This is a genomic window from Citrobacter sp. XY323 (assembly GCF_025106035.1).
Taxonomy (GTDB): Bacteria; Pseudomonadota; Gammaproteobacteria; order Enterobacterales; family Enterobacteriaceae; genus Citrobacter; species Citrobacter braakii.
Window position 1 is genome coordinate 163,232 of record NZ_JANYUK010000013.1, and the last position, 19,061, is coordinate 182,292.

The following is a 19,061-nucleotide window of genomic DNA, read 5'->3' on the forward strand; positions in this document are numbered from 1 at the left end:
ATGTTAAAAAAAGCTTATTTACTGCTATCTGGCGTATTAATCATTCGGTTCAGCCAGGGCACCATAATCGCCATCACCACCGTGACAGCCAGGGTGACCAGGCCTATCTTACTGAAGACGTTGGTGTAAATAGGCAGCGTTTGCAGCGGGTCGGTGATGTTCTCCGGTACGGCAGTAAACGTGGCGACATACCCGCCCATCAGGAAGGCGGCGGCTTGCGTCAGGAACCACATCCCGAGAATAAAGCCCATCAGGTGCTGCGGCACGAGAGCGGCGACCATCGCCAGTCCCAGGGCACTAATCAGCAGTTCACCCAGGCTCTGGAACAGATATACCAGCACGATAAACCACGGCGACGTCAGCCCCTGCGCATCCGCAAACCACATCCCGGCAGCTGCGGCCGTCAGGAAGCCCAACGAGCACAGGAACATTCCGAGCGTAAATTTCATCGGCATAGTCAGGTCTTTGCCTTTGTTTCCCAGACGGGTATAGATCGCGGCCAGTACCGGACTTGCCAGCACCACCCAGAACGGGTTCAGCGCCTGGAAGCTCACTGGGTTAATGGCGAAACCGAGAATTTCATGGTGCACGTTATTGATAGCAAAGAAGTTCAGCGATGTCGGCATCTGCGCGTACAGCACGTAGAACACAACCGCTTCCAGCATCAGGATGAAGGCCACGAACATCTTGTTGCGCCCGGTTTTATCCAGTTTGAATGCCTGACGGAAGAAGATGATAGTCACGGCAATCGACAAGACGATCAGCACCAGGTTGGCAATCTGCACGTTGTGCATCAGCCAGGCGCAGACAAATACCATCACTACCGTACCGGCCAGCACGTACAGCAGATTACGGAAATTCAGCGGCTTATGGTCTGGCTCAGAACCGATATTTTTTACCATCCCACGGCAGGCAAAGTAGACCAGCAGCGCGACGATAAGCCCGGCCCCGCACAGGTTGTAGGTCACCGCGTAGCCAAACTTATCGGCAATCACCGGCGCCAGCGACAGCGACAGCAACGAACCGATGTTAATCGACATATAAAACAGGGTGAAAGCACCGTCCAGACGGGCGTCTTTTGGTGGATAGCATTTTGACAACAGGCTTGCCGGGTTGGCTTTAAACAGCCCGTTACCGACGGCAATGGTACCCAAAGCAATAAAGATCAGATCGGGCTTGAGCAGCGACATCCCGGTCATGAAGTAGCCGATTGCCAGCACAATGGCACCGAGAACCAGCGTGCGCTTGGTGCCTAACAGGTGGTCGCCGACGTAGCCGCCGATCGAGATCAGGCCGTAGACCAGCGCAGCAAAGGCACCAAAGGTGACAAATGCCTGTTCCTGTGAAAATCCTAGCTGCTTAACAAAGAATACCGCCAGGATGCCCTGAACGCCGTAATAGCCAAATCGTTCCCATAATTCTACAAAGAAGATCATGAAGAACGGACGAGGTTGCTGCAGCAAGCCCGTAGGTGCAGTTTTATTCATATTCCATCGCCTTTCAAAGCCATCCCGAAAAGTATGAACGCGTATGCTTAAACGCGCCGAAAAAGTCTTATTTTGTTATAGACTGCGGCTATTGGCCGCGAGAGTAGAGTATTATAGAGATGGTTTTCGATCCAATTAGTTGATCACACTAATTATGATTTGTTTGTTGGATTGATGTACTAATTGTGTCCGAATGATAAAAACAAAAACGCCCGCACAGCGGGCGTTTACAGGCTTAACTACTTGCAGCAGGCCGGGCTATTTCCCGGCGGCAAGCATTTTATGCTTCTTCGTCGTCACGCAGCGGAACAATCAACATGTCGACGTGGACGGTGTTGATCAGTTGGCGCGCGGAGGACATCAGTTTGCTCCAGAAATCCTGGTGGTGACCACAAACGACCAGGTCCATGTCGTATTTTTTGATGGCATCAACCAGAACCTGACCCAGGTCGCCGCTACCGCTCAGGGTTTCGGTGATAGGGTAGCCTGCATTGGTGGACAGCTCGGTTAACGCGTGGTGGGTTTCTTCAGAAATGCGTTTCTGCATGTCGCCCAGATTCACGTCGATAAGGCCGGTGTACAGGTCGGAATAGTTTACGTCAACGTGGATAAGGGAAACTTTAGCATTGTAAGGCCGCGCCATAGAGACCGCTTTTTCAACCAGAACTTTGCTTTCCGGAGAAAGATCAACCGCGATAAGAATGTGTTTATAAGCCATAGTGTTACTCCTTCCATAAGTTGTCGATGACTAGCCTGCTGGCGTTTCTCTGCCGCCGCGTCATCCGCGTCCTGCGAACCTTGTGCGCGGGGCTAGCCCAGTCGTAAAAACGTACCATATAAGGACTATCCTTACATTATAGCGACCAGAATAATCCGTCAATCCGCCTTGCTTGCCAAGCAGTTAAACAAATTTTTTAGTTAATTGCATTGATAGCGATTAACCTTCTGGCAAAAAAATTAACTAATCTCCTACACTATCTAGAGGGGCGTTCGAATGCGTGATACTAATACGAACGGTTTCTTCAGTACTCTTCACTGAATGGTTTGGCAGGGTATCGGGGAGCGGTAGTCCCGGAAAGGAGTTCCGTGGGCGGGTCGCCGGGGAGGGGGTATGATAAGCACCATTGCATTGTTCTGGGCTTTATGTGTCGTTTGCATTGTTAATATGGCGCGCTATTTTTCTTCGCTACGCGCACTGCTAGTGGTACTTCGTGGTTGCGATCCATTGCTTTACCAGTATGTAGATGGAGGGGGCTTTTTTACCTCGCATGGGCAACCGAACAAGCAGATGCGTCTGGTGTGGTATATCTACGCTCAGCGTTACCGCGATCATCATGATGATGAATTTATTCGCCGCTGTGAGCGGGTTCGCGGTCAGTTCATTCTCACCAGCGCGCTATGCGGCCTGGTGCTAATCAGCATGGTTGCGCTGATTATCTGGCACTGATTCCAACGACAGATACAAAAAAAGCGGGCCAGTTTCCTGACCCGCTTTTTTACCGCGCATTCGCTTAGATAAGCTTCAGGGAGAGCCAGTACAGCCCGCCGGAAAGAAGAATTGCTGCTGGCAGGGTGAAGACCCAGGCCATCAGAATGCTGGTCACCGTTTTACGCTGCAAACCGCCGCCATCAACAACCATCGTTCCCGCAACGGAAGAGGAGAGAACGTGTGTGGTGGAAACGGGCATACCGGTGTAGCTGGCAAGACCGATAGATACTGCGGCGGTCATCTGCGCCGACATCCCCTGGGCATAGGTCATGCCTTTCTTACCGATTTTCTCACCGATAGTGGTTGCCACGCGACGCCAGCCAATCATCGTACCAATACCCAGCGCCAGTGCGACGGCCATAATGATCCAGATAGGCGCGTACTCAATGGTGCTCAGCATGTCAGATTTCAGTTTCTTCAGCAGACGCTGATCGTCAGCGCTTACGCCAGGCAGCTTAACCACTTTATCGGTGGTATCAGAGATGCACAGCATAATACGGCGCAACTGGCCACGCTGTTCGACGCTTAACTTGTCGTAGGTTTCCAGATTCGCCAGCATACCTTTAGCACGTTCCAGCGCGTTGATGGTATTCGCCGGGTGGCAATGGAACTCGGTCGGCGTCGCTGGTGCCGCGTCCGTCGGGGACGGAATCAGCTGGTCTACGCCTGTGGCCTGTTTAAGCAGGTCAGGGCGCTGCTGGAAGAAGACTTCGACGTTATTGATTGCATCGCGGGTACGGGTAATTTCGTAACCGGAAGCATTCATATTCACCACGAAACCTGCTGGCGCTACGCCAATCAGCACTAGCATCACCAGACCAATGCCTTTCTGACCATCGTTCGCGCCGTGGGAGAACGCCACGCCGATAGCGGAGAGGATCAGTGCAATACGCGTCCAGAACGGCGGCTTTTTCTTTCCGTCTTTCTTTTCACGTTCTGCCGGCGTCAGGTGGATACGGGCACGTTTTTTCGTACCGCTCCAGTAGCGACGCAGAATGAAAATAAGACCACCTGCAACCACCAGACCGACAATGGGTGAGATGATAAGCGAGGCAAAAATACCGATAACTTTCGGGATGTTAAGTGCATCCACCACCGAGGTGCCGTTCATCAGCGCATTGGTTAAACCAATACCGATAATGGCGCCAATCAGCGTATGGGAGCTGGATGCAGGCAGACCAAAGTACCAGGTACCCAGGTTCCAGATAATTGCCGCCAACAACATGGAGAACACCATGGCGAGGCCATGTGACGATCCCATATTAAGCAGCAGATCCGTTGGTAACATATGCACGATGGCATACGCCACGCTGAGACCGCCCAGCAAAACACCAAAGAAGTTGAACACCGCAGCCATGACTACCGCCAATTGCGAACGCATTGCACGGGTATAGATCACAGTTGCGACAGCATTGGCTGTATCATGGAAGCCATTAATTGCTTCGTAGAACAGCACGAAAGCCAGAGCAAGCAATAGTAAAAGCCCGGTATGTAAATCCAGGCCAGCAAACAAATGTAGCATAGGACGTTACGCCATTTTGAGGACATGAACGCGGCGCATTATCAGTGACTTTGGCGGCGCGGGCAAAGTGAAATATAGAGTTTTTTTGATTTGTCTCCTGCTTTGTTTTACACCACTAAAGAATTATCCTATATATTTCAGATAAATACCCTTTATCGGTAGTTTGGTGCTGGTGCGACCACTGAGGAATCTTTACAATTCACTCCCGCTTTTTAGAGAGGATCGCAACGTGGAAAGGTTTGATACCGTTATTATAGGCGCTGGCGCAGCGGGTATGTTTTGTGCCGCGCAGGCAGGACAGGCAGGTAGTCGCGTACTGCTGATTGATAATGGTAAAAAGCCCGGGCGCAAGATTCTCATGTCTGGCGGGGGCCGCTGCAACTTTACCAACCTTTATGTCGAGCCGGCTGCGTATTTGAGTCAAAACCCGCATTTTTGCAAATCGGCGCTGGCGCGTTATACACAGTGGGATTTTATCGATCTGGTGGGTAAGCACGGTATTGCCTGGCATGAAAAAACGCTAGGCCAGCTTTTCTGCGATGATTCCGCCCAGCAAATTGTCGATATGCTGGTGGATGAGTGTGAAAAAGGTAACGTAACTATGCGGTTACGTAGCGAAATCCTGAGCGTTGAGCGAGATGGTGACGATTTTATCCTGGAATTGAATGGGATGAGTGTCGGCACGAAAAAGCTGGTTATTGCCTCCGGTGGTCTCTCTATGCCGGGTCTGGGCGCGACGCCGTTTGGTTATAAAATTGCGGAACAGTTCGGCCTGAACGTTTTGCCTACGCGCGCAGGTCTGGTGCCTTTCACCTTACATAAGCCGCTACTGGAGCAGCTTCAGGTGCTCTCTGGCGTATCCGTCTCTTCCGTTATCACCGCCGAGGACGGCACCGTATTTCGTGAAAACCTGCTCTTTACGCACCGCGGGCTTTCTGGTCCGGCCGTGCTGCAAATTTCCAGTTTTTGGCAGCCAGGTGAATTTGTCAGCATTAATTTGTTGCCGGATGTTGACCTCGCGAGCTTCCTCGATGACCAACGTAGCGCACACCCTAATCAAAGCTTAAAGAACACCCTGGCAATGCAGTTGCCAAAGCGTCTGGTGGAATGTTTACAGCAGTTAGGGCAAATCCCGGATGTCTCGCTGAAGCAGCTTAATGTGCGCGATCAGCAAACGCTGGTTGAGACGCTGACCGAGTGGCGGGTACAGCCGAACGGTACGGAAGGGTATCGTACCGCTGAAGTCACGTTGGGTGGCGTCGATACCAACGAGCTGTCATCGCGTACGATGGAAGCGCGCAAAGTGCCGGGACTCTACTTTATCGGCGAAGTCATGGACGTCACCGGCTGGCTGGGCGGCTATAACTTCCAGTGGGCGTGGTCGAGCGCCTGGGCATGCGCGCAGGATTTGGCGCCTGCCTGACCGTGGTGCCCGACAACCTGGGCTGCCGGGCGTTATCATTAGTTCAGACCAAGAAAATACTGGGCGATTTTAAAGTAGATAATCAACCCGGTACCGTCGATAAGCGTGGCGATAAACGGGGCAGAAACCACGGCGGGATCAATGCCGATACGCTTGAGCACCATGGGGATCACTGATGACACCACGGCGCTCCACAGCGTAATGCAAACCAGCGTCAGGCTGACGATTAGCGTGATTTCCACTCCGATACCCATCATCCACGCGCGCAAGCAGCCTGCCAGACCCAGCGTTAGGGCAATCAGCAGCGAAGTTGAAACTTCTTTGCGGATCACCCGACCCATATCGCGCAGCCGCACTTCTCCCAGCGCCATTGAACGTACCAGCGTTGAGGTGATCTGCGTACCGCTGTTGCCGCCAGTACCAATTAATAGTGGAATAAAAAAGGCCAGTGCAATAGCAGATTCCAGCGCCTCTTCAAAATGTTGAAGAACGCTGCTGGTATAGGCCTCTGCGACAAAAAGTAGCAGGAGCCAGACAGAACGTTTTTTCCACAATGTCCACGGGCTAATCTCCAGGTAGGGTTTTTCCAGCGGCAACGTTGCCCCCTGAAGCTGAACATCTTCGGTAACATCATCTTCCTGTAGATGAGCGATCTCTTTTTCCATCAGACAACCGACCAGCTCACCTTTCTCAACGACAGCCACCAGATCGAGTTCGCGTTCGGCTAACTCGGCAACGACCTGTGCCCGTTCATCATCTGGCTTTACATGAAATAAACAACTGTCCGTAAGATGGTTGATGTTCAGCGATGTATCTTTTTCCTGCAATAAGCGCTTGATGGATAACACCCCGCGCAGCGCTTTTCCAGCTACAACAAAGACCTGGCCTGGAATATCATCCGTTGTGAGCTGGGAGACAAAGTATTCACGAGCGCCGTTCACGCTGAGATGATCCGGCAGGGTAATAAAATCGGTGCGCATATATTGCGCGATAGCATCGCCATTGAAATCCGGCATAGGATGATGGGCGGCGCAGAGTGGCATAGATGACATGGTGTAATTCCCTATAAAAATCTCTCATAGGGGCGAACAAGACAGGGTTAGCGCAGGCGGATCCCTACGTCCTGGTTTTAGCACTGAACAACGTATCTGCCCGATGGTGAAATCGTCAGAAGTTACCTTGGCAACACCTTGATTCGATGGATGCCTGTATTTCCCTGAGTGGCCTCTCTCGATACCAGCAGGGCGGTAACTTGTATTTGTACAGGAGCCTCGCCATAACGAGATCGGTAAATGAGCCACTATTATAGCGATGTCTAATTATTGATTATGTTTATAGTTGTGAATGTTTATCAATCGTTGATATACGAAATATTCCCTGTGCCAGAGCGCGATAGGGCTGAAGTGGAAACTACAACCGAATAGACATATTGAATCCAGGTGTTAGTATTCAATAGACAGCAGTTATGAGTATGCGTGTTTCATTTCCGGCCAGGAACGCTGATGATGACAACATTACTACCCGATTTCACAGCATTTTCGTCATTCACTTCCTGCGCGGCGCAGGTTGCCTTAGCGCCTGTCCGCTCTCTGGCCATAGTTTCTTATTCCTTCTCATCCCGGATGGAATCTCCCGCTGAATAGCTATTCAGTGGGCTTTGTGACACGCATCGTTTGATAACAGGGATTACGGCGGGTCGAATATGGATAAGTTTAAGCGTCATGTGATGTGGTGGGGGGCGGGCATCCTGGTCGTGGTGGCTGCGATAGCATGGTGGATGCTCCGTCCTGCCGGAATACCGGAGGGGTTCGCAGCCAGCAACGGCAGAATTGAAGCCACCGAAGTGGATATTGCTACCAAGATTGCCGGGCGAATTGACACGATCCTTGTGTCGGAAGGGCAGTTCGTTCGTCAGGGCGAGGTGTTGGCGAAAATGGATACTCGCGTGCTGCAGGAGCAGCGGCTGGAAGCGATCGCGCAAATCAAAGAGGCCGAAAGCGCGGTGGCGGCGGCGCGAGCGCTGCTGGAACAGCGGCAAAGTGAAATGCGCGCCGCGCAGTCGGTAGTAAAACAGCGCGAGGCGGAGCTGCAGTCGGTTTCTAAACGCCACGTGCGTTCCCGTTCGCTATCCCAGCGTGGGGCCGTGTCTGAGCAACAACTGGATGACGATCGGGCCGCGGCAGAAAGCGCACGTGCGGCGCTGGAATCTGCAAAGGCGCAGGTCTCAGCGGCAAAAGCCGCAATTGAAGCCGCTCGCACCAGCATCATTCAGGCGCAAACCCGCGTAGAAGCCGCGCAGGCCACCGAACGTCGTATTGTGGCTGATATTGATGACAGTGAGCTGAAAGCCCCGCGCGATGGTCGCGTGCAGTACCGTGTTGCTGAACCGGGTGAGGTGCTTTCTGCGGGCGGGCGCGTCCTGAATATGGTCGATCTCAGCGATGTCTACATGACGTTCTTCTTGCCTACCGAACAGGCTGGCTTACTGAAGATTGGCGGCGAAGCGCGCCTGGTGCTGGATGCCGCACCGGATCTGCGTGTTCCGGCGACCATCAGCTTTGTGGCAAGCGTCGCGCAGTTCACACCGAAAACGGTCGAAACCAGCGATGAGCGGCTGAAGCTGATGTTCCGCGTTAAAGCGCGTATCCCGCCAGAGCTGTTGCAGCAGCATCTCGAGTACGTGAAAACCGGTCTGCCGGGCATGGCGTGGGTGCGTATCGATGAAAATCGAGCCTGGCCTGACGACCTGATGGTGAGGTTGCCGCAATGACGCATCTGGCGCTGGTTCCCGTTCCTCCCGTGGCGCACCTTGACGGCGTGAGTCAGCATTACGGGAAAACGGTAGCGCTGAACAATATCACGCTGGATATCCCCGCCCGCTGTATGGTGGGGCTGATTGGCCCGGATGGCGTCGGAAAATCAAGCCTGCTGTCGCTCATCTCCGGCGCGCGAGTCATTGAACACGGTAACGTGATGGTGCTGGGCGGCGATATGCGCGACCCGAAACATCGCCGGGATGTCTGCCCGCGCATTGCCTGGATGCCGCAGGGGCTGGGGAAAAACCTGTACCACACGCTGTCGGTGTATGAGAACGTCGATTTCTTTGCCCGGCTGTTTGGCCATGACAAAGCGGAGCGCGAAGCGCGGATTACCGAGCTGCTGAACAGCACCGGACTGGCGCCGTTTCGCGATCGTCCGGCCGGGAAACTCTCGGGTGGGATGAAGCAAAAGCTGGGGCTGTGCTGCGCGTTGATCCATGACCCAGAACTGTTAATTCTCGATGAACCTACCACCGGGGTCGACCCGCTGTCCCGCGCCCAGTTCTGGGATCTGATTAACAGCATTCGCCAGCGGCAGACCAACATGAGCGTGCTGGTTGCGACCGCCTACATGGAAGAAGCCGAGCGCTTTGACTGGCTGGTGGCGATGAACGCCGGGGAGGTGCTGGCCACCGGGAGCGCGCAGCAGCTACGCGAAAAAACCAACTCCGACACGCTGGAGCAGGCGTTTATCGCGCTGTTACCCGAAGCCCAGCGCCAGGCGCATAAACCAGTGGTGATCCCGCCGTATCACGCTGAGCAGGAAGAGATTGCCATCGAGGCGAAAGATCTGACCATGCGCTTCGGCAAGTTCGTGGCCGTTGACCACGTTAACTTTCGTATTCCGCGCGGGGAAATCTTCGGTTTTCTCGGCTCCAACGGCTGCGGTAAATCCACCACCATGAAAATGCTCACCGGGCTGCTACCCGCAAGTGAAGGTGAGGCGTGGCTGTTTGGGCAAGCGGTTGACCCGAAGAATATCGATACCCGTCGCCGGGTAGGCTATATGTCGCAGGCGTTTTCGCTCTACAGCGAGCTGACCGTGCGGCAAAACCTCGAGCTACACGCGCGGTTGTTCCATATCCCCGAAGCAGAAATCCCGGGGCGGGTACAAGAAATGAGTGAGCGCTTTTCGCTGACCGAAGTCGAAGACGCGTTGCCCGGCGCGCTGCCGTTGGGGATCCGTCAACGCCTGTCGCTGGCGGTGGCGGTGATCCATCGCCCGGAGATGCTCATTCTCGATGAACCAACCTCCGGGGTCGATCCGGTGGCGAGAGACATGTTCTGGCAACTGATGGTCGATCTGTCGCGTCAGGATAAAGTGACCATTTTTATCTCCACCCATTTTATGAACGAAGCGGAGCGCTGCGACCGCATGTCGCTGATGCACGCCGGAAAAGTCCTGGCCAGCGGTACGCCGCAGGATCTGGTGAAACAGCGTGGTGCCGCCAGTCTGGAAGAGGCGTTTATCTCCTGGTTACAGGAAGCGGCAGGTCCGGTGCCGGAGGCTCAGTTACCGCCAGCCAATGTCCCGGCAGTGCATGAAAACAGTCAGCCGCCGCACCAGGGATTTAGCCTGCGGCGCTTGTTCAGCTACAGCCGCCGCGAAGCGCTGGAGCTGCGACGTGACCCGGTACGTTCAACGCTGGCGCTGATGGGCACGGTGATCCTGATGCTGATCATGGGCTACGGCATCAGCATGGATGTGGAAAACCTGCGTTTTTCGGTGCTCGATCGTGATCAGACAGTCAGCAGCCAGGCGTGGACGCTGAATCTGGCGGGATCGCGCTATTTTATCGAGCAACCGCCGCTCACCAGTTATGACGAGCTGGACAAACGGATGCGCTCGGGCGAAGTCGCGGTAGCCATAGAGATCCCGCCAAATTTTGGCCGCGATATCGCGCGTGGAACGCCGGTGAAGATTGGCGTCTGGGTCGATGGCGCAATGCCGAGCCGTGCGGAAACGGTCAGAGGCTACGTGCAGGCGATGCACCAGACCTGGCTGCAGGATGTGATGGCGCGTCAGCCAAATACCAGCGGGCAAAACGGACTGATGACCATTGAAACTCGCTATCGTTACAACCCGGATGTGAAAAGCCTGCCAGCGATTGTTCCGGCGGTGATCCCGCTGCTGTTGATGATGATCCCCTCCATGCTCAGCGCTCTGAGCGTGGTGCGTGAGAAAGAGCTGGGGTCGATTATCAACCTGTACGTGACGCCCACTACCCGCAGCGAGTTTTTACTCGGCAAACAGTTGCCTTACATCGTGCTGGGCATGCTGAACTTCCTGCTGCTGTGCGCGCTGTCGGTGTTTGTATTCGGCGTCCCGCATAAGGGGAGTTTTGTGACCCTGACGCTGGCCGCGCTGCTGTACGTCACCATTGCCACCGGGCTGGGATTGTTAATTTCCACGTTTATGAAAAGTCAGATCGCCGCCATTTTTGGTACGGCGATTATTACGCTGATCCCGGCGACGCAGTTTTCCGGGATGATCGACCCGGTCGCCTCGCTGGAAGGGCCGGGACGGTGGATTGGCGAAATTTACCCGACCAGCCATTTTCTGACCATCGCGCGCGGGACGTTCTCTAAAGCGCTGGATCTGACCGATCTCTGGCCGCTGTTTATTCCACTGGCGGTAGCCATTCCAGTGGTCATTGGTCTGAGCGTATTGCTGCTGAAAAAACAGGAGGGGTGATGCGCCGATTACGGAATATTTATAACCTCGGCATCAAAGAGTTACGCAGCCTGCTGGGTGACAAAGCGATGCTGACGCTGATCGTCTTCGCCTTCACGGTCTCGGTTTACTCTTCTGCGACCGTTCTGCCAGGGTCGCTGCACCTGGCGCCGATTGCCATTGCCGATATGGACCAGTCGCAGTTGTCGAATCGCATTGTGAACAGTTTTTATCGTCCGTGGTTTTTACCGCCGGAGATGATTACCGCCGATGAGATGGATGCCGGGCTGGATGCTGGGCGCTATACCTTCGCTGTGAACATTCCACCTGATTTTCAGCGCGATGTACTGGCTGGGCGGCAGCCGGATATTCAGGTTAACGTCGATGCCACGCGGATGAGCCAGGCCTTTACTGGCAACAGCTATATCCAGAATATCATCAGTGGCGAGGTGAACAGCTTTGTGTCGCGTTACCGCGATAACAGCGAGCTGCCGGTGGCGTTGGAAATGCGTATGCGCTTTAACCCTAATCTGGAACCCGCCCGCTTTGGCGCGGTGATGGCGATTATCAACAACATCACCATGCTGGCGATTGTGCTTACCGGGTCGGCGCTGATTCGCGAGCGTGAACATGGGACCATTGAGCACCTGCTGGTGATGCCGGTGACGCCGTTTGAAATCATGATGGCAAAAATATGGTCGATGGGGCTGGTGGTGCTGGTGGTTTCCGGTCTGTCGCTGATGCTGATGGTAAAAGGTGTGCTCGGCGTACCGATTGAAGGCTCGATACCGCTGTTTATGCTGGGAGTAGCGCTGAGCCTGTTCGCCACCACATCAATCGGCATTTTTATGGGCACGCTGGCGCGCTCCATGCCACAACTGGGGCTGCTGATGATTCTGGTACTGCTGCCGTTACAGATGCTCTCCGGCGGCTCTACACCGCGTGAAAGCATGCCGCAGGCGGTGCAGGACATTATGCTGACGATGCCGACTACCCATTTTGTTAGCCTTGCGCAGGCGATTCTTTACCGCGGCGCAGGATTTAATATTGTCTGGCCGCAGTTCCTGACGCTGCTGGCGATTGGTAGTACGTTCTTCCTGATAGCGCTGCTGCGTTTCAGAAAGACGATTGGCACGATGGCGTAAATATTATTGCCGGGTGGCGGCTGCGCCTTACCCGGCCTACAAACGGGAACGAATGTAGGCCGGGCAACATAACAGGTAATTACTCTTCTTTCGGCAGGCACTGCAGATGACCGTGGCGCACGCCGCGCTGGGAAATCACGTCATCGGCAAAATGCTGCACATCGCCCATGTCACCTTTTAGCACAGCGATTTCCAGACAGTCGTCATGGTTGATGTGCACGTGCAGTGTGGCGACTGATAAATCGTGGTGGTGATGTTGGGTGGAAACAATACGGCTCGCCAGGTCACGCTTCTCATGCTCATAAACATACGAGAGCACTGCGAATCCCTGAGTGCCGTGCTCCTGGGTAGTTTCCTGCGCCAGTGTGCCGCGCAGAATATCGCGGATCGCTTCGGAACGGTTGTTATAGCCACGGCGCTGGCTCAGGCTGTCGAGCGTTTCCAGTAAATCGTCATCGAGGGTAATGGTGACTCGTTGCATCTGCAATTAACCTTTCATGTGGCGCGTGGGCGCACAGGGAGTAAGGGGAATAGCGTATTTTGTAACACACGTCCGGCATCCGGGGAAAAGGTTAATGCTCTCGCAATAAACGCAGCAGGGTTGTTACCTGTTCATCCAGCGGCGCGAGCGTGTCTTTGACGATCAGATGCAGCGGGGTGGCACGGCGAGCGCCATGGCTTAACGGCAGCGGGCGTAATAGCCCCTGCTCAAGCTGCTGCTGAATTCGCTCCTCAGGCAACCAGCCGTAACCGACTTGATACATCACCGCCTCAATCGCGGCATCAATGGTCGAGAAGGTCCAGGCATCGCGCACCGCTTGCTGCGGGTTGTCGCGATCGGCAATGCGAATCAGCGGCCACGCGCGTAACGCGTCTTCATCCAGCGGCGCATCCAACATGCAGAGCGGGTGATCGCGGTGGGCAACGGCCACGAAGTCAATATTCATCAGCCATTCGCCGCGGCCGGTGATATCCTGGCGTCGGGTCAGGACCATCACGTCCGCATCGGCATGCGCCGCCAGTCGATCGTCACCATTCTCCAGCACTTCGGTCAAACGTACCTGCGTCTGTGGCCACGCTTGCTGAAACTGCTTGAGGATCGCGAACAGGCGTTTGCGTGGGAAGATGCTATCTACCATGAAATCCAGCCGCGTTCGCGTGCCGTTTTGCAACGTTGCTGCCCGGGTTTCCACCCATAAAAAGGCCTTCAGTAACGGTTTGACCTGGCCCAACAGTAGCTCTCCCGCAGGGGTTAATACCGCCCTGCGACCTTCCGGCGTCAGCAGCGTCACGCCAAGCCGCTCCTGCAGTAGCGCCAGATTGTAGCTCACCGAAGACTGGCTACGGTTGGTCTCTTCCGCAGCTTTCGCAAAGCTGCCCAGCTCCACGACTTTCTCCAGTAAGGCCCATTGCTCCAGCGTTGTCTTGTGCATAACTCATCTAAAAATTGAATGAATATGATGTAAACATAGCGTTATTCATCCAATTTTTGAAGCGGTAAGATCCTCGCATCAAGTAAGAGGAGAACGAATATGAGCACTTTTGATAAACATGATTTGAGCGGCTTTGTCGGCAAACATCTGGTCTATACCTACGATAATGGCTGGAATTACGAGATCTACGTGAAAAACGACACCACTCTGGATTACCGTATTCACAGCGGCATTGTGGGGAATCGTTGGGTGAAAGATCAGCGGGCGTACATTGTGCGGGTTGGCGAGAGTGTTTATAAAATTTCATGGACCGAACCGACCGGGACCGACGTCAGCCTGATCGTAAATCTGGGCGACAAACTCTTTCACGGCACCATTTTTTTCCCACGCTGGGTGATTAACAATCCGCAAAAAACGGTTTGTTTCCAGAATGATCATATTCCGCTGATGATGTCATATCGCGATGCGGGTCCGGCATATCCAACTGAGGTGATTGACGAGTTTGCGACCATCACCTTCGTGCGTGACTGTGGGGCGAATAATGACAGCGTTATTGCCTGTGCGGCCAATGAATTGCCGGAAAACTTCCCGGAAAATTTACGCTAAGGCTTCCAGACGCTGCACGGCGTCGGCGGTCAGAGTAAACGGCGTGGGGGTACACACCGCCAGGCTCAGGGTATCGAGCTGGCACTGGCTGACCGAGAGTGAGGAGGTTAGCACGGTGCTGTCGACGCTGACAATTTGCCAGGCGCTGCCGCCACGCTGTTTCACGATAGCTTCTTTACGCGTCCAGATGCGCCAGAACGCCGCCAGCTGTTGCTCCGGGTGTTCGGCCTCAACTTCGGCATGTTCCCTGAGACTGAACACCGTATTTGCCAGCGTCTGCCAGTTATCGCGCGGGCGAACGACTTCAATATCACAGCCGACTTCCCCTTCGTCGCTGAGCAGCAGGGCAATATCATCACCGCTGTGGCTGAGATTGAACCACAGCGGTGTGTCGGCGGAAAAGGCCGGTTTTCCTTGCTCGCTGTAGACGATGTCCGGTAATGGCGAAAGAGTATGGGAAAGCAGCACGCGACCAGCCAGCCAGCGCGCACGACGAGCGCCTTGCGGGGCCTGCTCACGCAGTGCGGCAGGCAGTGTGCCAGCGCTTAAAACAGAAACTTTCCCAAGAACGATCCGGTACATATCAGGGCTAACCTTTAGTAATAATGGGGTTGTTTACCATTCTATACATGCTGTTTGCAAGTTTATCCAGGTAATCGGGTTTTGGGCCTGCCGGGTCCCAGCAAAATTGCCAGTTTGCTACCGCCTGTGGTGGTTTCCATCCAGATTTTACACACGCTGGTTAACGGCACGGAGAGCAGCATACCTACCGGACCAAGCAGCCATCCCCACACCAACAGAGAGAGAAAGACGATTAGCGTCGATAATCCCAGCCGGTGCCCCATCATGCGGGGCTCGAGGATGTTGCCAATTACCATATGCACCACCAGAAACAGCGCCCCAACCAGCACGCATTCGTAAACGCCGTTGAACAGCAGCGCCTGGATCATGGGTGGAACGGCGGAAATGACCGAGCCAATGTTGGGCACGTAGTTTAGCAGGAATGCCAGCACACCCCACATCAGAGCAAACTGAATCCCCATTAGCGCCAGTCCCAGCCAGACGATGGCACCGGTCCATAAGCTGAGCAACGTTTTCAGCGCCAGATAGTGAGAAACACCTTTCAGCGCCCGATGCAGCCCCGCAATATGGATTTGTGGGTTGTTCAGCGCAAAGCGCAGCTTATAGGGAACATGACGCACCTCAAACAACATAAAGACCACCGTCATCACCAGCAGAACGACGCTGGCCATGGCACCAGAAAGACTTGTCATCAGCGTGGTTGTGAAGGTCATCAGCTTGTCGGAGTCCATACGTTGCAGCATGCGCTCCGGGGACATATGCAGATTCAGAAAAGGCACCATCTCTTGCAGATACAGAACCTTGCGCGTCAGCTCCTTATTGTATTTTGGCAGCATGGCCATGAATTCAGTAATGGATGACGCCAGAACGCCGATTAACGCCGTAAGAACGATCAGCATCACCACCACGACTAACGTTATCGCGACCGGCCGACGTACACCCCGGCGAATAAACCAGATGACCAGCGGATTCAATACAATGGCAAAAAAAAGGGCCAGCAGAAGCTGTACGATGATATCCGCCGCGGCATGAATACCCGCGAGGATCACCACCAGAGCGGCCAGTTTGAGCAGAATGTGCAAACCCGTTTTATCGGGCTGGGTGGTTGTCATGTCGTCTTCCTGTTTGCGTTTTTGCATTAAGTGTAGCGGCTGGCTTGCGACTGATATTCCGAAACTGACTACTGATTTCTGCCCGGCAACATGGTAGAAATGAAACACTGTTGTGAAAACGTGGTGATCCTCCATGCCCGAACCCGTCGCTGAACCGACGCTTAGCGGTTTACGCCTTAATCTGCGTATTGTCTCTGTGGTGATGTTTAACTTCGCCAGCTACCTGACCATTGGTCTGCCGCTCGCTGTATTGCCAGGCTATGTCCATGATGTGATGGGATTTAGTGCTTTTTGGGCAGGGCTGGTCATCAGCCTGCAATATTTCGCTACGCTGCTGAGCCGTCCACATGCCGGTCGCTATGCCGACCTGCTGGGGCCAAAGAAGATTGTGGTATTCGGACTGTGTGGCTGTTTTTTAAGTGGTCTGGGCTACTTCCTGGCGGGCTTCACGAATGGCTGGCCGCTGGCCAGCCTGCTGCTGTTATGCCTGGGGCGCGTGATTCTAGGGATCGGGCAAAGCTTTGCCGGGACTGGCTCTACGCTGTGGGGGGTTGGGGTCGTTGGTTCAATGCACATCGGACGGGTGATTTCGTGGAACGGCATCGTGACCTATGGCGCGATGGCGATAGGCGCTCCGCTGGGTGTACTGTTTTATGCCTGGGGTGGCTTACAGGGACTGGCGCTGACCGTGATGGGCGTGGCGCTGCTGGCAATGCTGCTGGCGCTCCCTCGTCCGGCGGTAAAGGCCAGCAAAGGCAAACCGTTGCCGTTTCGCGCGGTGCTTGGGCGTGTCTGGTTGTACGGCATGGCGCTGGCCCTGGCCTCAGCCGGATTTGGCGTGATCGCCACTTTCATTACCCTGTTTTATGATGCCAAAGGCTGGGACGGTGCCGCTTTCGCGCTGACGCTTTTTAGCTGCACGTTTGTGGGGACCCGCCTGTTATTCCCAAATGGTATCAACCGGTTAGGTGGACTAAATGTGGCGATGATCTGCTTTAGCGTCGAGATTGTTGGGCTGCTGCTGGTGGGGATGGCTTCCATGCCGTGGATGGCGAAAAGCGGCGTCCTGCTGGCCGGTGCAGGGTTCTCGCTGGTGTTCCCGGCGCTGGGCGTGGTGGCGGTAAAAGCCGTCCCGCAGCAAAATCAGGGCGCTGCGCTGGCGACGTATACGGTGTTTATGGATTTATCACTGGGAGTTACGGGGCCGCTGGCCGGGCTGGTCATGACCTGGGCGGGCGTGCCGGTTATCTATCTGGCGACGGCAGGGCTGGTGGCGGTGGCGTTATTGCTGACCTGGCGATTAAAAAAACGGCCTCAGGTGGTGTCACCGGAGGCCGAGTCATCGTCTTAACCGTTACTGGATAACCAGCGTGTTAATGATGTTTTCTGCGGTAGTCTGCGCTTTTTGCTGATCGTCAGCAGGCAGCGTGATTTGCAGAGTCAGCAGTTGGTTATCGACTTTACCCAACACCACGGAAGAGTAAGCGGTCTGGCCTTTGGCCGAGATGATGCTGTCTAACTGCTGCAGCGTGTGGCCTTTCAGCTCAATAGATTTATTGGTGACGACCTGCAACTGCGGGTCGCGGCTACGCTGCTGATCTTCCAGGCGTTTTGCCAGCACAGCCAGGTCTTCGTTGGTATTGTCGCCAACAATCACAATCACCGCTTTCTGGCCGGTTGCGTCAGAATAAACGTGCATATTGTTCGCCTGGGTGCCCAGTTTGCCGCTCTGATCGGTCATATCCGCTGGCAGGGAAAAACTGAGTTTACCGTCCAACAGGCTGACCGGTTGTCCGGTGGCGCTACTTTCTGCGGCAGCACCCTCTGCAGGCGCTTTTGTATCGCTATTATCACAGGCCGCAAGCCCCATAACCAGCAGGCCAATACCGACATATTTAACCAGATTGCGCATTGACTTCTTCCTTTCGATAAACGGCCATAACGGCTCATTCGTCCATCTTATCACAACTCGGAAAATGAACCTTTAACTCGTCTGCAATGCAGAGATTTCGGATTTATCTGCCAGCCTTTTCAGTAACATATTCAGCAGCACGCCGTACATCGGCAGGAAGAAAATAATGCTGATCAGCACTTTGAAGCAGTAGTCAACCAGCGCGATTTCCATCCAGTGCTCGGCCATAAAGGCATCCGGGCTGCGCCAGAAAGCGATAAAGAAGAAGGCTAACGTATCGCTGATGTTGCCAAACAGCGTGGAAGCCGTTGGCGCCAGCCACCAGCGACGGTTCTGACGCAGGCGGTTAAAGACATGCACATCCAGAATTTGACCCAGCGCGTAAGCCATAAAGCTGGCGGCGGCGATACGGGCGACAAACAGATTAAAGTGCAGCAGTGCGCCGAATCCCTGCCACGATCCCATATAGAACAGTGATGAAACGACATAGGAGATCAGCAGCGCGGGGATCATTACCGCAAAGATGATACGTCGTGCCAACGGTGCGCCAAAAATACGCACGGTCAGATCGGTCGCGAGGAAAATAAACGGAAAGCTGAAAGCGCCCCATGTGGTATGGAAACCCAAAATGGAGATCGGTAGCTGCACCAGATAGTTGCTGGAGGTGATCACCAGCAGATGAAATAGCGATAGCCAAAACAACGCTTTTACGCGTTGAGATTGTGTAAACGGAGTCATATTGTGACCTTTTTGTTGGATGGGGTGAGGGAACCCAATAAAAAACCGTCGCATGATACTGCTTTAAGAGCACATTGCAATGGTTGTTTTTCACGCAATCGTTAACCTGATTGGCTTAC

The 19,061-nt window shown here is 54.3% G+C and carries 17 protein-coding genes and 1 riboswitch; of the genes, 7 read left to right on the forward strand and 10 right to left on the reverse strand.

The window, feature by feature from the left end; translation table 11 throughout:
• Nucleotides 1–14: 14 nt before the first annotated feature.
• Both dtpB and uspA read right to left on the reverse strand, forming a co-directional pair.
• Nucleotides 15–1,487 carry a dipeptide/tripeptide permease DtpB gene (dtpB, locus tag N0B36_RS18195; RefSeq protein ID WP_016157689.1) on the reverse strand — a complete coding sequence of 491 codons (1,473 nt, stop codon included), beginning with the start codon at nt 1,485–1,487 and terminating at the stop codon, nt 15–17.
• A 280-nt stretch (nt 1,488–1,767) separates the two neighbouring features.
• Nucleotides 1,768–2,205, reverse strand: a complete 438-nt coding sequence (uspA, locus tag N0B36_RS18200; protein ID WP_003023368.1) for a universal stress protein UspA — start codon at nt 2,203–2,205, stop codon at nt 1,768–1,770.
• 393 nt (nt 2,206–2,598) lie between these two features.
• Here uspA and uspB point away from each other — a divergent pair, with 393 nt between their 5' ends.
• Nucleotides 2,599–2,934, forward strand: a complete 336-nt coding sequence (gene uspB, locus N0B36_RS18205) for a universal stress protein UspB (protein WP_003023371.1) — start codon at nt 2,599–2,601, stop codon at nt 2,932–2,934.
• A 64-nt stretch (nt 2,935–2,998) separates the two neighbouring features.
• Here the strand turns inward: uspB and pitA are convergent, their stop codons facing one another.
• Nucleotides 2,999–4,498: an inorganic phosphate transporter PitA gene (pitA, locus tag N0B36_RS18210; RefSeq protein ID WP_016154875.1), complete on the reverse strand. Its 1,500-nt coding sequence runs from the start codon at nt 4,496–4,498 to the stop codon at nt 2,999–3,001.
• A 229-nt stretch (nt 4,499–4,727) separates the two neighbouring features.
• Between pitA and N0B36_RS18215 the strand changes: the two genes are divergently transcribed.
• The gene (locus N0B36_RS18215; protein ID WP_047415901.1) at nt 4,728–5,921 is read left to right on the forward strand and encodes an NAD(P)/FAD-dependent oxidoreductase; all 1,194 of its coding nucleotides are present in this window, start codon (nt 4,728–4,730) and stop codon (nt 5,919–5,921) included.
• 38 nt (nt 5,922–5,959) lie between these two features.
• Here N0B36_RS18215 and N0B36_RS18220 read toward each other — a convergent pair whose 3' ends face one another.
• Nucleotides 5,960–6,973, reverse strand: coding sequence for a magnesium transporter (locus N0B36_RS18220; RefSeq protein ID WP_016154873.1), 1,014 nt, complete (start codon nt 6,971–6,973; stop codon nt 5,960–5,962).
• Between the two features lie 55 nt (nt 6,974–7,028).
• Nucleotides 7,029–7,212, reverse strand: a riboswitch (M-box (ykoK) riboswitch).
• Between the two features lie 411 nt (nt 7,213–7,623).
• Between N0B36_RS18220 and N0B36_RS18225 the strand changes: the two genes are divergently transcribed.
• From N0B36_RS18225 to N0B36_RS18235, 3 genes are read left to right on the forward strand one after another with little or no spacing between them, the layout of a single operon-like run.
• Nucleotides 7,624–8,691: an HlyD family secretion protein gene (locus tag N0B36_RS18225; RefSeq protein WP_259688780.1), complete on the forward strand. Its 1,068-nt coding sequence runs from the start codon at nt 7,624–7,626 to the stop codon at nt 8,689–8,691.
• Entirely contained in the window at nt 8,688–11,435 is a 2,748-nt protein-coding gene (gene rbbA / locus N0B36_RS18230; RefSeq protein ID WP_259688781.1) for a ribosome-associated ATPase/putative transporter RbbA, read from the forward strand. Before N0B36_RS18225 ends, rbbA begins: the two co-directional genes overlap by 4 nt.
• Nucleotides 11,435–12,559: an ABC transporter permease gene (locus N0B36_RS18235; protein WP_019078107.1), complete on the forward strand. Its 1,125-nt coding sequence runs from the start codon at nt 11,435–11,437 to the stop codon at nt 12,557–12,559. The genes rbbA and N0B36_RS18235 overlap by 1 nt, the downstream gene beginning before the upstream one ends.
• Nucleotides 12,560–12,638: 79 nt before the next feature.
• Here N0B36_RS18235 and nikR read toward each other — a convergent pair whose 3' ends face one another.
• Together nikR and N0B36_RS18250 are read right to left on the reverse strand one after the other, a co-directional pair.
• Nucleotides 12,639–13,040: a nickel-responsive transcriptional regulator NikR gene (gene nikR / locus N0B36_RS18240; protein ID WP_200046833.1), complete on the reverse strand. Its 402-nt coding sequence runs from the start codon at nt 13,038–13,040 to the stop codon at nt 12,639–12,641.
• Nucleotides 13,041–13,131: 91 nt separating this feature from the next.
• The gene (locus N0B36_RS18250; protein WP_101700413.1) at nt 13,132–13,992 is read right to left on the reverse strand and encodes a LysR family transcriptional regulator; all 861 of its coding nucleotides are present in this window, start codon (nt 13,990–13,992) and stop codon (nt 13,132–13,134) included.
• 99 nt (nt 13,993–14,091) lie between these two features.
• Here N0B36_RS18250 and N0B36_RS18255 point away from each other — a divergent pair, with 99 nt between their 5' ends.
• Nucleotides 14,092–14,598: a phenolic acid decarboxylase gene (locus tag N0B36_RS18255; RefSeq protein ID WP_019078109.1), complete on the forward strand. Its 507-nt coding sequence runs from the start codon at nt 14,092–14,094 to the stop codon at nt 14,596–14,598.
• On the opposite strand, the gene acpT is transcribed toward N0B36_RS18255, so the two are convergent.
• Both acpT and N0B36_RS18265 read right to left on the reverse strand, forming a co-directional pair.
• Nucleotides 14,590–15,180 (reverse strand): 4'-phosphopantetheinyl transferase AcpT, encoded by a 591-nt coding sequence (gene acpT / locus N0B36_RS18260; protein WP_216403864.1) that lies wholly within the window; start codon nt 15,178–15,180, stop codon nt 14,590–14,592. The two genes, N0B36_RS18255 and acpT, sit on opposite strands and share 9 nt — an antisense overlap.
• A gap of 62 nt (nt 15,181–15,242) precedes the next feature.
• Nucleotides 15,243–16,292: an AI-2E family transporter gene (locus N0B36_RS18265; protein ID WP_259688782.1), complete on the reverse strand. Its 1,050-nt coding sequence runs from the start codon at nt 16,290–16,292 to the stop codon at nt 15,243–15,245.
• Between the two features lie 133 nt (nt 16,293–16,425).
• On the opposite strand from N0B36_RS18265, the gene N0B36_RS18270 reads away from it, so the two are divergent.
• Nucleotides 16,426–17,643, forward strand: coding sequence for an MFS transporter (locus N0B36_RS18270; protein ID WP_259688783.1), 1,218 nt, complete (start codon nt 16,426–16,428; stop codon nt 17,641–17,643).
• A gap of 3 nt (nt 17,644–17,646) precedes the next feature.
• On the opposite strand, the gene N0B36_RS18275 is transcribed toward N0B36_RS18270, so the two are convergent.
• On the reverse strand, nt 17,647–18,204 hold the full coding sequence (locus tag N0B36_RS18275; protein WP_016154847.1) for a DcrB family lipoprotein: 558 nt from the start codon (nt 18,202–18,204) through the stop codon (nt 17,647–17,649).
• Between the two features lie 72 nt (nt 18,205–18,276).
• Nucleotides 18,277–18,942, reverse strand: a complete 666-nt coding sequence (locus N0B36_RS18280) for a 7-cyano-7-deazaguanine/7-aminomethyl-7-deazaguanine transporter (RefSeq protein ID WP_200046835.1) — start codon at nt 18,940–18,942, stop codon at nt 18,277–18,279.
• Nucleotides 18,943–19,061: the final 119 nt, after the last annotated feature.

Excerpts from the sequence above, each read along its gene's own strand:
- pitA (WP_016154875.1), bottom strand. The coding sequence starts at position 4,498 with ATGCTACATTTGTTTGCTGGCCTGGATTTACATACCGGGCTTTTACTA.
- N0B36_RS18250 (WP_101700413.1), bottom strand. The coding sequence starts at position 13,992 with ATGCACAAGACAACGCTGGAGCAATGGGCCTTACTGGAGAAAGTCGTG.
- N0B36_RS18255 (WP_019078109.1), top strand. The coding sequence starts at position 14,092 with ATGAGCACTTTTGATAAACATGATTTGAGCGGCTTTGTCGGCAAACAT.
- N0B36_RS18275 (WP_016154847.1), bottom strand. The coding sequence starts at position 18,204 with ATGCGCAATCTGGTTAAATATGTCGGTATTGGCCTGCTGGTTATGGGG.
- N0B36_RS18225 (WP_259688780.1), top strand. The coding sequence starts at position 7,624 with ATGGATAAGTTTAAGCGTCATGTGATGTGGTGGGGGGCGGGCATCCTG.
- rbbA (WP_259688781.1), top strand. The coding sequence starts at position 8,688 with ATGACGCATCTGGCGCTGGTTCCCGTTCCTCCCGTGGCGCACCTTGAC.
- acpT (WP_216403864.1), bottom strand. The coding sequence starts at position 15,180 with ATGTACCGGATCGTTCTTGGGAAAGTTTCTGTTTTAAGCGCTGGCACA.
- uspA (WP_003023368.1), bottom strand. The coding sequence starts at position 2,205 with ATGGCTTATAAACACATTCTTATCGCGGTTGATCTTTCTCCGGAAAGC.
- nikR (WP_200046833.1), bottom strand. The coding sequence starts at position 13,040 with ATGCAACGAGTCACCATTACCCTCGATGACGATTTACTGGAAACGCTC.
- dtpB (WP_016157689.1), bottom strand. The coding sequence starts at position 1,487 with ATGAATAAAACTGCACCTACGGGCTTGCTGCAGCAACCTCGTCCGTTC.
- N0B36_RS18235 (WP_019078107.1), top strand. The coding sequence starts at position 11,435 with ATGCGCCGATTACGGAATATTTATAACCTCGGCATCAAAGAGTTACGC.
- uspB (WP_003023371.1), top strand. The coding sequence starts at position 2,599 with ATGATAAGCACCATTGCATTGTTCTGGGCTTTATGTGTCGTTTGCATT.
- N0B36_RS18220 (WP_016154873.1), bottom strand. The coding sequence starts at position 6,973 with ATGTCATCTATGCCACTCTGCGCCGCCCATCATCCTATGCCGGATTTC.
- N0B36_RS18265 (WP_259688782.1), bottom strand. The coding sequence starts at position 16,292 with ATGACAACCACCCAGCCCGATAAAACGGGTTTGCACATTCTGCTCAAA.
- N0B36_RS18270 (WP_259688783.1), top strand. The coding sequence starts at position 16,426 with ATGCCCGAACCCGTCGCTGAACCGACGCTTAGCGGTTTACGCCTTAAT.
- N0B36_RS18280 (WP_200046835.1), bottom strand. The coding sequence starts at position 18,942 with ATGACTCCGTTTACACAATCTCAACGCGTAAAAGCGTTGTTTTGGCTA.